This window comes from Flavobacterium sp. S87F.05.LMB.W.Kidney.N, assembly GCF_004366435.1.
Taxonomy (GTDB): domain Bacteria; phylum Bacteroidota; class Bacteroidia; order Flavobacteriales; family Flavobacteriaceae; genus Flavobacterium.
The window spans coordinates 272,652-287,783 of sequence record NZ_SODX01000004.1 but is presented as its reverse complement, the minus strand read 5'-3'; the positions used below and the strand labels follow the sequence as shown (position 1 = coordinate 287,783).

Below are 15,132 nucleotides of genomic sequence, written 5' to 3'. Positions count from 1 at the left end.
TTTATTAATTTATAGTTATTAAAATACTCTGTATAAGTTAAAGCCGAAGAAGAAATCACCTTTACCCCAGTCACCAGATGCATTCGTAAGGTATCCGCTCTCGCTCATAGATTGTGAATTGGTAAAGATTAGCTGAAATACGTGCCCGCCTGTTTCTACGTCAAGTCCTACAGATAATGGATTTTTATAAAAGTCGGGTTTATCAAAATTGTGCATGTATTCTAAATTAACAGATAGTCTTTTAGTGATTTTATAGCGTCCGCCGCCGCCAAAAGAAAACTGATTATCTCTTTCGATATCAGGATTGTAAAGGTTTTTGTGGATAAATGACGGTACTAATTCCAGTGACAGTTTTTCGCTGATCTTTCTAGATATTAAAACCTGCTGTACATACGTAAGGCGATGCTTAAATTCTAAACCAGGATATTGATCTTTTTCTAAGAAAGTGTTAATATCTGCAACGCTGTAACCAACAATGTCCAAAGGAAAATTATCGTTTTGTCTGGCAACTCTGTATTTTAATCCTGTTTCATACATTTTGTTTAAGGTATGTCTGGAAAGACTTACCGATAACCAGTTGGTTACGCCATAAATACCGCCTAGTTTTGTAGTGGCATTATCAAGACCAAAAAAACTGTCGAAACCATCTTTAACGCTGCCAAATCGATGTGATACTACAAAATAAAACTCTTTTTTTGCTGGCATTTTTGTGGTCTGCAGTGTTACCAGCTGTAAAGCTTTAAAAGTTGCGGTTGAGTAATTTTCTTCTACCTGAGTAGAATCAAGACCCTGCAGCAGATCATCTTGTGAATATGCCATGGCCGTCAGAAAGAAGCAGATTGGAACTAAAAATTTCTTCATAAATTGATTAATTGATTTGTTTGTTTAATAATGTGCATTGATCTAATTTGACTTCTTGAAAAAGTTCATCATATCCAATGCATTTACCTTTAACTCTTGTTATAGTATTAGCAGATTTATTTTTTAATTTTTGAGTGAAGAGACAGAAAACAGTATTTTCTAGAGTGATCACAGAATCTGTTTCTTTGGTTACCATTCCTGTAATTTCAATAGTCTTATTGAGATATAAAGAATCTGCTGTTTTAGGATTCGTGTTATAATCTTCCAGTAGTTTTGTGGCAGTTATACTGAAATCAGGCGTTTCTGATTCGATATTCCGTGCTTCTTTAAATAGGAATCCGTAGTAAAAGTAAATACCGGCTGAGATGATAATCAGTAATATCGCAGTTACTATTGCTGTTTTTCTTCTTTTCATTTTTTATTATTTTGATAAGATTTAATAGTAAAACAGCCTTGATAAAGATTACCCTACCAAAGAATTGTGTTTTTTGAAAAAAAATAAAAAAGAAGAAAAAGAGTTTTTTAAAACCCTTGTAGAGATAGAATTAAAAAGAAACTCTAAAACTCACGTTTGGAGTTCGTTGCAGCGAAAAAGTATCAACTTCTTCTATAGAATTTGTTAGGGAACTTATTCTATAATATTCGCTGATTTCGTTTTTACGGTTGAGAATATTCAAGATTGAAATTCCTATTTTGTACTGAATTCCATTTGATGTTTCCCATTTGTAAGTTGAAGAAATATTAACCTGCGAGAAAATATGCAGATTGGTATTATTAGGTTTGTTATAAAACAAAACAGGATCTGAAGGATCTATTTGGGCAAAATCTGGAGAGGTCTTTGGCCGGCCAGAAGACCATTTTGTCCCCAAAGCAATTTTGAAATTGTTTTTCTCGTAAATTCCAGCCCATGATAAAGTATGGGTCAGCTCAAAGTTATTTGGAAAACTAGGATATTGGTAATTTGGAAAATGATAATTGTTTTCATTGTACGTATAACTAAACCAAGTTAGAAATTGATTTATTTTTTTTTGAATAAGCATTTCTGTTCCCCAAACTTCATAGTCTCCAGTAGTTCGAACAAATTCTAACTGGTTCTGAAAACCCTGACTGGAAGTGGTGATTCCTATTACTTTTTTATAAAAATTTTCAATGTCGAGAAGCCAGTCATTCTTTTTATAAAATAAATTTAAAGATAACTGTCTGCTTTTTTGAATGGGAATTGTAGTATTATTTGAAATGATCCAGCGTCTTTTTTCAATTCCAAAATAATCTTTTTGTAAATCAATAATCTGCTGGGAGTTTTGACTTTTGATCTCGCCCAAAAGTTCCAGATTTACATTTTTATTGATGCCGTACGCAAATTGTATTCTAGGTTCTGCAATGTATTTTTTAAATTTTTCAATATAATTAATCCGCATTCCAGCTTTAAAATAGATTTTGGAAATTGTATCGTTATATTTTCCTTCTGCAATTAAAGCATGAGTTCGAAGCACGTCTTTTACCTTACGGTAAAAGTCTGGATTTGTTACCTGTTCCAAATTAGTGATACCCATTTCATTGAACTGATAACCCTCATTAAAACTAAAATTAGAATTAATGATATGATTGTTTTCTAAGTTAATTCCGTTATTGTTAACTGTATTTTCCTGAATGACAACTTGATCTCCTAAAGTAGTTTTCTGATTGGCTAGAAGTTCATAAGAAGAATTGTAGAAATTAATTTTTGTAGTATTGAAGCTGTTCCAGTTTCTTCTCCATGACAAATTTCCACCATAATTCTGCTGGCGCAGCACATTCTCTTCTGATTTATTGGTGTTATAAACGGTGGCACTTTGAAAAACCTCCAGATTATCTTTTATAGTAATTAAATCGAGTATTATTTGATCTTTAGTTCCTATTTTTTGGGCATATTTGAGTGTCGCATCGTAGAAACCAAATTTTTTGTCGCTTTGATAATTTACGTTTTGATTTTGAGAAAAATCTGTAATGGTTGTATTTTGAAATACCTTATTGAAATATTCTTTGTAAGTAGGAGTTTCAACAAAATCAGTGATCGATTTACGGGCAGAAATTTCAATGTAACTTTTTTTAGAAAGATTGTATTTGGCATAAACATCAGCATTAATCATGTTAATTCCTGCACTAAACGAGTTTTTTTCTGCTGTCTCAGCAGTAGATGAAATAGCCACAACACTTGATACACTTTCGCCATAAAACGCAGAACTTCCGTTTTTATAGATAGAAATTGTATGGGCTAAATTGGGATTGAAAACAGATATCAAACCGAAAAAATGCCCTGTTTGAAACATTCGGATGCCATTCCATAAAAATAAATTCTGGTCGTGTGTACCGCCTCTAACATTAATACTGGAAACACTTTCGTCAAGACTATTTACACCAGGAATCTGCTGCATAGTCTGTAAAGCATCAGGTTCGATAAGTCCGGGAAGTATACCAAATTTTTTAGGTTTAATTTCAAACGATCCGTTGTTGTTTTTCGAAATTCCTGATGCTAAAATTGCATTGGCTTTTATTTCGTGCAGTTCTGTAATTTCAGGTTCCAGCAATATCTGGGGACAATTTTTAGAAACTAAATTTCCAGCTGAAATTCTTTTGGATATAAATCCTACGTGACTAATTGTAAATATACTTTTGTCTTCTTTAGCAAATTCAAAATAACCTTCTGAGTCGGTTGCAAACTGAGTTTTGTTAGGCAAACTGATATTTGCGTTTTCAATAGGTTTTTTATCTGCTGCTGAAATGACATAGCCGCAGATCATTTCTGTGGCATTATCTTTTTTATAGATATTGATGAATTTATTTCCAATATTTTCAAAAGATAAATGCGTTTTTTTACCCAGATATTCCAGTTTTTGTTCTAAAGAAAGGGATCTTTTTGGAGGATTGATTTCCAGTCCAGCAATGTTATCCTCCGTGTAATTAAAATTGACATCGTGTTGTTTTTCAATATCAAGTATTATTTTTTTGAAAGGCATTAACTTGCCCTTGTCCTGAGCAGAAAGATTCAGGGCAAGAAGCATTAGAACAAACAAAAAATGAAATTGTCTGGGGCGGAGCATTTATTTTTCGTCAAAAATTATTTTGTTTTCTGAAACTTTTTTGGCTTTTAGATGATACGTTGTGCTGATAATCTGCAAAGCTGTATTTAAGTCTTTAGCAGGTAACTTTCCTGTAAATAAAGAGATCGTGTCTTTGGCGTTTAACTCGATCTTAATATTGTATTGTCTTTCAACCTCTTCTAAAAGGCTTTGTATGTTTTCTTGATAAAAGCATATTTGATTGTTCATCCATTCGGGTTTCGACGAATTTACAGTCATTTTAACCTGCTTTCCGTTTTCAAAACTCACGCTTTGACCGTGGGTTAGTAGAATTTCGGTCGAAGCATAATTTACTTTTACACGCCCTTCGTAACACACCACATCAAACCTGTTTTTTCTGGTTTTAACATTAAACTGTGTTCCTAAAACGGTTACTTTTCCCAAGCTTGTTTGCACTTCAAAACGTCTTCCTTTTGCAACCTTGAAATACGCTTCTCCTTTTAATTCAAGATGTCTGTTATTGTCCCAGTTCCACTTTTTATAGTTTATTTCAGAGCCGGAGTTTAACACTACTTCAGAATGATCGGGTAGTGAAAAAGTGGTCTTTTTTCCAAACTCTGCAGTTTCCGTTTCAGACATAAAAACTTTCATCGCAAATGTAACTCCAAACGCGAGGACAAATATAGCAGCAGCTCGAAACATCCATTTTCTGTATAACGGAACAACTTTTGGAGCTGGTTTTTTCTGGCTTAAAATGTTAGACAGCATAGCATTTTCATCAAAGTCATCTGTCTCTAGATGAGCTGTATATTTCTTTATCTTTTGGTATTTTTCAAAATCAGGGCTCGCCTCAAATTCCGCCAATTCATCTGGAGATAAATCATCGTTGAGCCATTTTGCTAATAAGCGATCTTTTTTCATTTTATCGTATTATTTAATTAAAACAATTAGAACTTAATTTACCCTACTTTTTAGATATCAATTTCTTTACGTAAACTTAAAAGGGCTAAATGAATGCGTTTTTCTACTGCCTTTACGCTGATATTGAGTTCTATGGCAATTTCACTATATTTTTTGCCGTCGATTCGATGCATCAAAAAAGCAGTACGCTGTTTTTCGTTTAGGTTTTCTATGGCTTTTAAAAGTTTGGCTTGAAACTGTTTTTCTTCCAAAAGATATTCCGGACTTTGATTTGTTTTATCTAAACCTGTAAAGTTTTTTTCATATTTCAGAACAACTTTCTGATGTGCAATTTGGTTTAAAGTAGTATTGTTCGCAATCGTGTAAATGTATGATTTGGCTTTTTCTAACGGCACTGAAGCACAGTTCTGCCAAAGTTTTACGAATGCTTCCTGGGCTGCATCTTCTGCTTGCTCTGCATTGCCAAATTTGTATAAAAGAAAATTCCGAAGCGCTTTGATATGACTTTTAAAGAAAGACGAAAAAATTATTTCATCACAAGTATTGGATTGGTTTTTATCTGGCATGTAGGTTCTCAGTTTGTACGACGCAAAAGTATTTGTTTTTAATTGAAGTAGGGTAAAAGCAAAGCCGATTGTTTAATAGAAGAATAAAATGGTATCGGCTTTTGATAATTTAGTATAGAAGAACATACTGAAATCCTTGTTGTTACTTTATTAAAAAAAACAGTTTCTTAAAATTTATTACCTTTGTAAAAACATAAATATGTTCCTTTTGAAAAAATATTTATCACTCGCAGTTTTCCTGTTCCTGCTGTTTTCCTGTCAAAGTGAAACAGATGAAGAAAATAATAATTCACAGGGAACAATTACAAATGCTTCCCCGCTGACTACATATCTGCAGAGAGTTGCAATGGTACAGACCGTTCAGGATAATGTTATCGACGGATCTAGCTATTGTACTATAAAACTCCCTTATACGGTTACTGTAAACAACCAGCAGATTGCAGTTAATACAACTGCCGATTATCAAAAGGTTGTAGATAATATCAATGCCAGTAATTATGATGAGGATATTGTGAAAATCGATTTTCCTGTAACTATGGTATACTATAATTACATTGAAAAATTGATTCCCAATCAGGCAGATTTTGATTCTTTGATTGATTACTGGAACCTTTATCCAGATCTTTTATCTAAAATTAATGGATTAAAAATCAATTATCCTATAACAATTAATATTTACAACAGCGCTAGTCAGATAGCAAGTTCACAATCGATTATAAGCGATCAGGCATTTTTTAATTTTATTAAAAATTTAAACGAGAGTCAGTATATTTCTTTACGATATCCTATTACGATAGCAGATTACAACGGTCAGACAAAATCGATTACCAATAATTTAGAGTTCGAAAATGCTATTAAATATGCCATCGATTATTGTCCGGAAAATAATATTGTAACATTAGATTTTGAGCAAATCCTAACAAACGGTTCTTGGGAAATTCCGTATTATTTTGATGATACCGTAAAAACCTCAAATTACACCGGTTACTCTTTTGTTTTTAAAAGTGATAAATCTGCTGTGGCTAGTAAAGGAGGAGTTTACGAAACCGGTCAATGGGAAAGTACTGTCCAATATGGAGTACGAGAACTGAAGATGCATTTTACAAGTGAATTACTTGGAAAATTGAATTTTAACTGGAAATTATTTGAGTTTAATAATTCTCAGATCCGATTAAGAGATGTAGGTACTACAACTGATTATCTGTACTTTCAGAAAAAATAAGTTACTATTAAAATGCGTGGTTTTTTACCGCAAAGAGCGCAAAGGTTTTTCGCAAGGTTCGCAAGGTTTTATATAATTAAAAAGTTCGCAAAGCATTGTTCAATACAAACCTTTGTGAACTTTTTAATCATACCTTATTTAAAAAAAAACCTTAGCGTTCTTTGCGTTAAAAAAGTGAGTAGTTAAAAAAAAGGGTTACTTTTTCTTCTTCTTTCCCAGCCATATCAGTAAACCTGTAATAGGCAGTGTCGCCGCAAAAAGACAAACCAAAAAAGCTAGAATTTTGGTTGGATAACCATAGATACTTCCTGTATGTATGGGATAAATAAGACGCCTTACTTTATCGCCATTACTAAACGATTCATAAGGTTTTATTTTTAAAAGTTCGCCTGTATATTTATCAAAATAAGCCATACTCGAAATATTCGGTATAGATTTTTCAAGATTTAGTTTAATGACCATGATACTGTTTATCGTGTCAGAAGGAATTCTGATTTGGGTATCTCCTTTGTATTTATAAATACTGTCAGTTTTTGAGAATATATTTTGATAGAAATAGGTTTTATCCAATTTAGGATCAACTTTTGTTGGGTTTTCAACTTTAGCAGAAGGTTTTTTTGTGGTTCCATCTGCGAATAAATAAATACCGCTTTCAAACCATTTAAAAGACCATGTTAATCCAGTAAGCGATATTGTGAGAAGAAACAAAAAACTGTAGAATCCAAATGTGGAATGAAAATCCCAATTGACTCTTTTAAAAGAAGCGCTCCATTTTACAGTTAATCGCTGCTTTAGATTTTTCATTTTTTTCGGCCACCATAAAATAAGACCCGAAATGAGCAGAAAAACAAAAATAAGACAACTGCAGCCTGTAATAAATTTTCCGGCTTCACCTAAAATTAAATGACGATGTAAGTTCAATACCACAGAAAAAAACCTGCTTTTTTCCGTAGTTTGGCCCAAAACTTTTCCAGTGTATGGATCTACAGAGAAAATCTGTTCATTTTTATCGGCATCGGTTCCAGAAATAATTACAGTTCTTTTGGGATCTTGATAAGTCTGAATACGCTCTAATTCTGTGATCGCATATTTTTTCCTGATGGCATTGACATAAATGTCAACTGGCAATTTCTTTGTTCCAATACTAGAAACTTCATAAAATTCGGGATTGACAAAAGTATCAATCTCTTTTTCAAAAACTAAAATGCTTCCTGTAAGTGCGACTATAAATACAATAAGCCCGGACGCAAGTCCGAGCCATAAATGTAAAAATCCAATATTTTTTTTAAATGTTTTATTCATGTATGAGGAAGGAAATATTTTCCAAATATAATTAAAGCTTTTAAAAAGAGTACCCCAATGTTAAAAGCCAGTTCGACGGCGCACCAGGGAACAAACGGATAAAATCGTAACCGCCAACCCAATACGTTTTGTTCAATATATTATTGGCATTTACCTGAATCTTAAATTTATTAATGTTATAATATAATGCCGCATTAAATAAAGTATAGCCTGGCAAGGTTTGAGTGTCGGTCTGGCTTAATGTACGTGTAGTGGCAAAATTAGTTCCAAATGCAAGTCCAAAATCTTTCAAAGCTCCGTCTGTAAAATTGTAACGTGTCCATAAATTACCCTGTTGGCGTGGCGTGTTTGGTTTTTGTCTTCCAATTTCAGATTCAATCGGACTTTCAGTAATTGCAGCCTCATTATACGAATAAGCAGCAGAAATACTCCAGTTTCGTGTGATATTTCCATTCAAATCAATTTCAATACCTTTAGATTCTTCTTCTCCAATTGCGCGCATTAAGTCTGGATTTGCAGTATCGTTTGCTGGATAAAGCGTGTTTTTCTGCTGAATTTTGAAAAGGGCAACCGTTACAAAAAGTTTTTCTTTGAACCATGATGATTTTCCTCCAAATTCAATCATATTACTTTCTAACGGATCAAAAGGTCCGCCCGCATTTGGATTTGATAAAGAAGAAGCTGTCTGAGGGTTGTAACCTTTTACGTAAGTTCCGTACAAATTAATGTTTGGATTAAGAGTATAAGTCAGTCCAAAACGCGGTAAAAACGAATGTTGTTTGACTTTCTTTTCTGCAGCTTTTTTGTAGTTTTCTTTATCGGTATATTCGTCGTAGCGCACTCCAATTAATGCCTGAAAAGCGCCAAACTTAATATGATCTTGAAGATACACTCCATACAAAGAATAAAATGTTGGATCAAAAGGGCGAGCCGCATAAAAATACTTGCTCATGTCTTTTAACTGCTGTGATGCAGACGGGTTTGTGAGATCAAAATGAGCCACGTTTGGCACTGGATTTCCTTTAGCATCCAATAAATAATTAGCTTTATTCGCAGGGTTATACGTGGCAATTGATCCAGTATTAGATGCATTTCTATATCCTGTAGCCTGCAGCTGAGATCCTCCAGCAGGTACTTCTTCCTGTGCATAGTCGTAACCCACAATTAGATTATGATCTAATGCTCCAGTTTTGGCTTCGTATTTAAAGAAAGCCGAAAGATTATCGATATAACGTTTACGTTTACGCATAAAAACCTGCATTTCTATAGAAGTCGGAATAGTAGTTCCGTCACCTGCAGATGCATATTTATTGGCACCTCGATGCTCTAAAAGATCTTCTGTATAACCTGTACGGATGTACGATCCAGAAAATGACAAACGATCTGTAAATTGATGATTTAGTGAAGTTGTTACAATGTATGTTTCCTCATTTAAATAATCGTTAGTAGAATTTAAGGAGTTTGAAATTTTAGTAGAATACAAATTGTCTTCGTATGTCGATTGTCCGCGGTCTAGTATACTTTTCGAACTTGTATAAATCAAATCAAAATTGACACTTGTTTTGTCATTTGGAAGGAAAGACAGGGAAGGAGCAAGCACAATATTTTTATCGAATTGTAAATCCCTGAAAGAATTGGCATTTTCATAACCTAAATTTAATCGGTATAAAAGCGATTTATCTTCTGTTAACGGACCTGTAAAATCGGCTAAAGCTCTCAAAGTATTAAAACTTCCGGTAGAAAAACTCACGCTGTTAGCAGCCTGATCCAAAGGTTTTTTGGTTACCCTGTTGATAACTCCTCCAGGAGAAGCATTTCCAAACAAAGCAGAAGATGGTCCTTTTAAAACCTCAACACGTTCCAAATAATTGGCAAGCGGTTGTTTCCAAAATCCTGTAGACGTTCGCATACCATTCAGCAACTGAGTGTTACTGCCTCCGTTTATTCTAAAACCTCTAATTGAGATATCGTCATAGAAAGTAAACTGGCTTACCCCGCTGAAGTTTTTAACCACTTCGCCTACGCGTATGGAACCCTGATCGGCTATTAATTCTTTGGTTGCGTAAGATACGGCTTGCGGCAAATCTTTTAAAGCAATTTCTGTTTTTGCTCCAATAAAAGATTTTGTATTTCGGTACGATTTCTCTTTACGTCCTGTAATTTCCACCGTCTGCAAAGTGTTAACGTTTTCCTTTAAAATAATTGAAAGATCAAGATTTTGATTTTCAGTCAATTCTACATTTCTTTCTTCCCCTGTAAATCCCATTGCCGAGAAATAAACAGTGTATTTTCCAGGAGCAAGATTTGTGATTTCAAAATTTCCTTTATCATCGGAAACAGTGTTTTTTTTAAGGGTTTTGATTGAGATAGAAGCATAAGATACAGCTTCATTATTTTCGGAAATGATTTTTCCAGTAATTGTAGCATTTTGTGCGAGGCCAATATTAAAGAGGCCTAACAGCATTAGGGAGAATATAAACTTCATGGCGGTTATTTATTTTGACCGCAAATATATGTTTATTTAGATTAAATACAAATAACATTGTAAAATAGTCATTTATTTTCTTTGTTTTTCTTTGCGTACTGGTTTTATATAAAAAAACACATGTCATTTTTAAAGTTGTAATTTGATTGTTAAATAATTGTTTTACAGTAAATTATGTTAATTATACTCTTGTTCATCTAATTTAATTATATTAACTTTATTCTTACAAAAATTTCATTTGAAATTATTTAAAGTGTTTTATAAAAGATAGGCGACTTTAAATTTTTTCAGTCTGTGCATAACATTCAATTTCTTATACAGTCTCTGCTATCGAGATACTTTCCAGCTGAAGTAAATATTTTTTATAAATAATTAATATAGAGCAATATGAAAAATGAAATGAGTTTACAGCCCCAAAATTCCAAAGTTATTTTAAATCCTTACCCTTCTACATGGCCTGCAGATGGACCAATTGATTTAAAGATTCATGATTTTCCACACAATAAATCCATAATAGAATGGTGGTATCAAAACTGCCATTTATCTTCTAAAGATGGCAGGAAGTTTTCTGTATTTGCTTCCTTTTTTAGAATGTCTTTAAAAGATGAACGTACAGGAGATTTGACATACGCACATTCTGTAATTTGGTCTTTATCTGATAAAGATGCCCGTAAATATTATAGTGATTCACTCGTTGATCAATCCATGCCCGCAGAATCAATAAAAGTTATTAATAAAAAAGAAGATTTAATTCATAAACCTTTTTACCGTGCATTAAAAGAACTGTATGAAAAAGGGAATGTGCCACTGCCCGACAGGCTGCTTAAGAAGCCTGCGACGATTGGTGTAGAGGAGTTTTCACTTGAATACGATGAAAATTCTTTTAAAAAAGACAAAGACGATACATATCATTTAAGACTTAACAATTCTTTGAAAGAAGTAGAATGCAAACTTCAGTTTATTCCATTAATAAAACCAATAAAGCATGGTGAAGATGGATGTATTGCAGGTATTAGTAAAAGTGAAGATATGTTTTATTATTTTATTCCAAAATGTGGAGTTACTGGTGAGATTAGGATAGGGAACGAGATTTATGAGGTAGAAGGCAGTGGTTGGTATGATCATGAATTTAGTAAACCAGGTGATGAAATTAAAGCTCTAGAATTCAAACAAGATATGGCATGGAATTGGGTATCACTGCAACTGGATAATGAATTTCAATTATCTGTATATGATCTCTTTGATAATACGAAGAATGGTGAATATGATGGTGGTACTGCGGTTATAATTAATAAAGATGGTAAGAGAATTAGTATTGATAATTACTCATTTTCTCCCAAAGATTATTGGACAAGCACTAAAACTTTTGTCTCCTATCCAATATCCTGGAACTTAGAAATGCCTGACTACAATGTATCTCTTACTATAACTGCTGATTTTCCTGAACAGGAATTTATAACTGCACTCTCATTGCCGGCAATTTGGGAAGGATGTGTCCACGCTTCTGGAAATTTTATGCATACACAGGTTAAAGGCCTAGGATATGTAGAAATAGCTGGGTTTAATGCTAATGAAACTATTGAAAGTTTTTTAAAAGCAGTTGGTAAAACTACACAGAAAACAGTAGAAAATCTGCTGCCCTTAGTCCCAACAGATGATGAGTTTTACAAGTTAGTTAATAGCCCGCTGGGCGTTAATTTTTTTAGTCAGGCAGATAAAGAACAATATGTTGCCTCTGTTGTTAAACCTGTTCGGGAAATTGTTGACAGGAATAAAAAATCCTAGCGTTCATATGTATTGCTTGCCTGTATAGATAGTGTTGGAGGTGACTCGCAGCCGTTTATAAATCTGTTGGCAATGCCTGAGTTAATACATACAGGTTCACTAATAGTAGATGATGTTCAGGATAAATCTGAGAAACGCAGAGGAGGTAAAACACTTCATCATATTTATGGCGAACCTTTAGCAATAAATGCTGGAAATGCATGTTATTTTATAGGAGATATTGTTGTTGGTGATTCTCAAATTTCAGAACAAATCCGCTTGAAAATTTATCAACTTTTTTTTGAAATGATGCGTGCCGCACATGCAGGACAGGCACTTGATATTAGTGGTCTTCACGCCTTTATGCCCGAGGCAGTAAGAACCGGAGATTGTACAGCACTCGAAAAAAGACTTTATACCATTCACAGGTTAAAAACAGCAGCACCAGCTTGTACATTAGCACGAATTGGAGGAATAATAGGAAATGGAACACCTGAAGAAATAGATGAAATAAGTAATTACTTCGAAGCTGCAGGTATGGCTTATCAAATAATGGACGATGTGCTAAATTTAAAAGGATTTGAGAATAATCTTAAAGATAAAGGAGAAGACATTACAGCAGGAAAAATTACCATGCCGGTTGCAAAGGCAATGGGTTTACTAAATTTTGATGAACGTGAATATGTTTGGAAAACAATTCAAACAATGCCTACAGATGAAAAAGTGATACGATCTGTAATTAATGTCCTGCAAAGTTGTGGTGCTATTGATGCATGTGCAAAAGAGGCTGAAGATCTTATTGAAGCAGCATGGAAAAAAATAGACATTATAGTTCCTGATTCATTTTATAAAGTAAGATTACGAGCCTTTGGCTGGTTTATATTGCAAAAAGATTAATTTACTTCATATTGAATTCAAAAAGCCGTCAAATCATTATTTTTTTGATGGCTTTATTATGAAAAGTAGTTACTGGTTTTGACTATTTCAGTTATGAAGCTCCTTCTAATTTACCTGAAGAGCAATAATTGCGGACTGTCCTTTCAGAAAGATCCAGTTTTATTGATTATTTAAACCCAAATTATCTAATAGGAAATGGTATGTCCTACTGGGTAATATTTCACATTATCCAGAATGCAATAATTCTCCTAGAAATTTAATTAAGGTAAACTCCATAATCAGCTTCTTTTTGTTTTTTGGTATGTAAATCGAGTTATAATTATATAGGTTATGATATTTTTGAATTATACGATATATCGTAATTTTATGGATCAAAAATATTTTATTTAAAGAATTCATAGTTATTTCATAAAGGCTATTTCTTAAATTTACGCTGTTACCAATAAATATCACACCAAAACCTTATGGAAAAGCAGGCCGATAAGAATGCAATACTGCTAAACAGATTGCAGGAGAGAGAAAGAGAACAATTTCTTGTATTGTCAATCTGCAAAACACTTGCGGAGGCGCTATCGAAAAGCGAATTTCATACTCTTGTAAATGATGTTTTAAAAGAGTATCTTGCTTTTGAGGATTTCATTTTGGCTTCTTCTAATGACGACGAAAATGATTATCAAATTTTCTATCAATTTTCAGAATATAAAACTGATTCAGATGAAAAGTACCCTTTAAACGACGGTTTTTTTGATCTTTGTATGAATTCTGCCGATACAGTCATTTTTGATTTAAAATCAATAACAGACAATAAACTTCCAAATTATCTCCAATCTAATAACAATAAAAATTTTAAAAACGGAATTGGAATTTGCCTTCCGTATTTAAAAGGAAGTCAAAATGTCCTTTTTCTTTTATTTAAAAGTGCTGCCGCATTTAGCCGAGAATCCAATCGAATTATACGTGGCATCGGTACACATTTGTCTATTACTGTTAGAAATATAAAAATGGCATTGGATTACGAAAGCAATGTATCACAGCTAAAACTTTTGCAAAAGAATTTAAGCCAAAGAAAACCAGAAGCTGTCGTTTCGAATACGGAAGGTTTTCAGGGAATTGTCGGAAAGAGTGAAGCCATGCAAAAAGTTTATGAATTAATTTCTCAAGTCGCGCCTTCGCAATCTACCGTTTTAATTTTTGGTGAAACAGGAACAGGAAAAGAACTAATTGCTAATGCCATTCATAAATTGTCTGAGTTCTCGAAGGAAAGAATGGTAAAAGTAAATTGTGCCTCAATACCCGAAAATTTAATTGAAAGCGAATTATTCGGTCATGAAAAAGGCGCGTTTACCGGAGCCACAGATGTTAGAATTGGGAAATTTGAACAAGCCGAAAACAGTACCATTTTTCTGGACGAAATAGGAGAACTGCCTTTGGCATTACAAGGAAAACTGCTTCGCGTTTTACAGGAAAAAGAAGTAGAACGAATTGGAGGCAGAAAACCTTTTAAAATTAACGTGCGTGTGATTGCAGCAACAAACCGATCACTGGAAAAGGAAGTTGCCGAGGGCCGTTTTAGAAGTGATTTATATTATCGGTTAAATGTTTTTCCAATTGCACTTCCTGCATTGCGCGAACGTCCCGAAGATATTGAGGTTTTAGGGAATTTTTTCTTAGAAACACATTCGCAGAAAATTGGAAAAAATGTAAAAGGCTTTTCTAAAAAAGTGCTGAATAAAATGAATGCCAATGCCTGGCCTGGAAATGTGCGTGAACTCGAAAATATGGTCGAGCGCAGTATTTTGTTTGCCAAAGAAGAGGTAATAAAAGAAATGACTTTTCCGAAGATTTTTACGCTGGAATCTTCAATCGCTCCAGTTGATTTTTCTACCAAAACCCTGCAGGAAGTAGAAAAGGAGCATATTTTAAAAGTAATTAAAAAATGCAACGGAAGGATTTCGGGACCTCAGGGTGCTGCAGTTTTACTAGGCCTGCCTTCGACAACTTTAGCTTCGCGAATGCAGAAATTAGGTATTAAAAAAGAACATTTCCTGAGCTGAT

Annotated in this window: 11 protein-coding genes; 4 read left to right on the top strand and 7 right to left on the bottom strand. The window is 33.6% G+C overall.

What is annotated here, in order from left to right; all coding sequences use genetic code 11:
• Positions 1-18: 18 nt before the first annotated feature.
• The 5 genes from EDB96_RS13820 to EDB96_RS13800 form a co-directional block, all read right to left on the bottom strand.
• Positions 19-861, bottom strand: a complete 843-nt coding sequence (locus tag EDB96_RS13820; protein ID WP_134141402.1) for a DUF5777 family beta-barrel protein — start codon at positions 859-861, stop codon at positions 19-21.
• A gap of 7 nt (positions 862-868) precedes the next feature.
• Positions 869-1,276 (bottom strand): OB-fold protein, encoded by a 408-nt coding sequence (locus tag EDB96_RS13815; RefSeq protein WP_057118103.1) that lies wholly within the window; start codon positions 1,274-1,276, stop codon positions 869-871.
• A 130-nt stretch (positions 1,277-1,406) separates the two neighbouring features.
• A complete protein-coding gene (locus EDB96_RS13810) occupies positions 1,407-3,857 on the bottom strand; it encodes a carboxypeptidase-like regulatory domain-containing protein (RefSeq protein WP_243839344.1) in 2,451 nt (816 codons plus the stop codon).
• 84 nt (positions 3,858-3,941) lie between these two features.
• Positions 3,942-4,841, bottom strand: coding sequence for a FecR family protein (locus tag EDB96_RS13805; RefSeq protein ID WP_134141398.1), 900 nt, complete (start codon positions 4,839-4,841; stop codon positions 3,942-3,944).
• Positions 4,842-4,891: 50 nt separating this feature from the next.
• Positions 4,892-5,407 carry an RNA polymerase sigma factor gene (locus tag EDB96_RS13800; RefSeq protein WP_057118100.1) on the bottom strand — a complete coding sequence of 172 codons (516 nt, stop codon included), beginning with the start codon at positions 5,405-5,407 and terminating at the stop codon, positions 4,892-4,894.
• Between the two features lie 199 nt (positions 5,408-5,606).
• On the opposite strand from EDB96_RS13800, the gene EDB96_RS13795 reads away from it, so the two are divergent.
• On the top strand, positions 5,607-6,629 hold the full coding sequence (locus EDB96_RS13795; protein ID WP_134141395.1) for a hypothetical protein: 1,023 nt from the start codon (positions 5,607-5,609) through the stop codon (positions 6,627-6,629).
• A gap of 195 nt (positions 6,630-6,824) precedes the next feature.
• On the opposite strand, the gene EDB96_RS13790 is transcribed toward EDB96_RS13795, so the two are convergent.
• On the bottom strand, positions 6,825-7,931 hold the full coding sequence (locus EDB96_RS13790) for a PepSY-associated TM helix domain-containing protein (RefSeq protein ID WP_134141393.1): 1,107 nt from the start codon (positions 7,929-7,931) through the stop codon (positions 6,825-6,827).
• A gap of 40 nt (positions 7,932-7,971) precedes the next feature.
• The gene (locus tag EDB96_RS13785; protein ID WP_134141391.1) at positions 7,972-10,416 is read right to left on the bottom strand and encodes a TonB-dependent receptor; all 2,445 of its coding nucleotides are present in this window, start codon (positions 10,414-10,416) and stop codon (positions 7,972-7,974) included.
• A gap of 387 nt (positions 10,417-10,803) precedes the next feature.
• Between EDB96_RS13785 and EDB96_RS13780 the strand changes: the two genes are divergently transcribed.
• The 3 genes from EDB96_RS13780 to EDB96_RS13770 all read left to right on the top strand — a co-directional run bounded on the left by EDB96_RS13780 (position 10,804) and on the right by EDB96_RS13770 (position 15,131).
• Positions 10,804-12,201, top strand: a complete 1,398-nt coding sequence (locus EDB96_RS13780; protein ID WP_134141389.1) for a lipocalin family protein — start codon at positions 10,804-10,806, stop codon at positions 12,199-12,201.
• 12 nt (positions 12,202-12,213) lie between these two features.
• Positions 12,214-13,077 carry a polyprenyl synthetase family protein gene (locus EDB96_RS13775; RefSeq protein ID WP_317126473.1) on the top strand — a complete coding sequence of 288 codons (864 nt, stop codon included), beginning with the start codon at positions 12,214-12,216 and terminating at the stop codon, positions 13,075-13,077.
• Positions 13,078-13,541: 464 nt separating this feature from the next.
• The gene (locus tag EDB96_RS13770; RefSeq protein WP_134141384.1) at positions 13,542-15,131 is read left to right on the top strand and encodes a sigma-54 interaction domain-containing protein; all 1,590 of its coding nucleotides are present in this window, start codon (positions 13,542-13,544) and stop codon (positions 15,129-15,131) included.
• Position 15,132 lies beyond the last annotated feature (1 nt).

What these genes read in the sequence shown, in the direction of transcription:
- EDB96_RS13820 (WP_134141402.1), bottom strand. Translation starts at nt 861, where the DNA reads ATGAAGAAATTTTTAGTTCCAATCTGCTTCTTTCTGACGGCCATGGCA.
- EDB96_RS13815 (WP_057118103.1), bottom strand. Translation starts at nt 1,276, where the DNA reads ATGAAAAGAAGAAAAACAGCAATAGTAACTGCGATATTACTGATTATC.
- EDB96_RS13810 (WP_243839344.1), bottom strand. Translation starts at nt 3,857, where the DNA reads ATGCCTTTCAAAAAAATAATACTTGATATTGAAAAACAACACGATGTC.
- EDB96_RS13805 (WP_134141398.1), bottom strand. Translation starts at nt 4,841, where the DNA reads ATGAAAAAAGATCGCTTATTAGCAAAATGGCTCAACGATGATTTATCT.
- EDB96_RS13800 (WP_057118100.1), bottom strand. Translation starts at nt 5,407, where the DNA reads ATGCCAGATAAAAACCAATCCAATACTTGTGATGAAATAATTTTTTCG.
- EDB96_RS13795 (WP_134141395.1), top strand. Translation starts at nt 5,607, where the DNA reads ATGTTCCTTTTGAAAAAATATTTATCACTCGCAGTTTTCCTGTTCCTG.
- EDB96_RS13790 (WP_134141393.1), bottom strand. Translation starts at nt 7,931, where the DNA reads ATGAATAAAACATTTAAAAAAAATATTGGATTTTTACATTTATGGCTC.
- EDB96_RS13785 (WP_134141391.1), bottom strand. Translation starts at nt 10,416, where the DNA reads ATGAAGTTTATATTCTCCCTAATGCTGTTAGGCCTCTTTAATATTGGC.
- EDB96_RS13780 (WP_134141389.1), top strand. Translation starts at nt 10,804, where the DNA reads ATGAAAAATGAAATGAGTTTACAGCCCCAAAATTCCAAAGTTATTTTA.
- EDB96_RS13770 (WP_134141384.1), top strand. Translation starts at nt 13,542, where the DNA reads ATGGAAAAGCAGGCCGATAAGAATGCAATACTGCTAAACAGATTGCAG.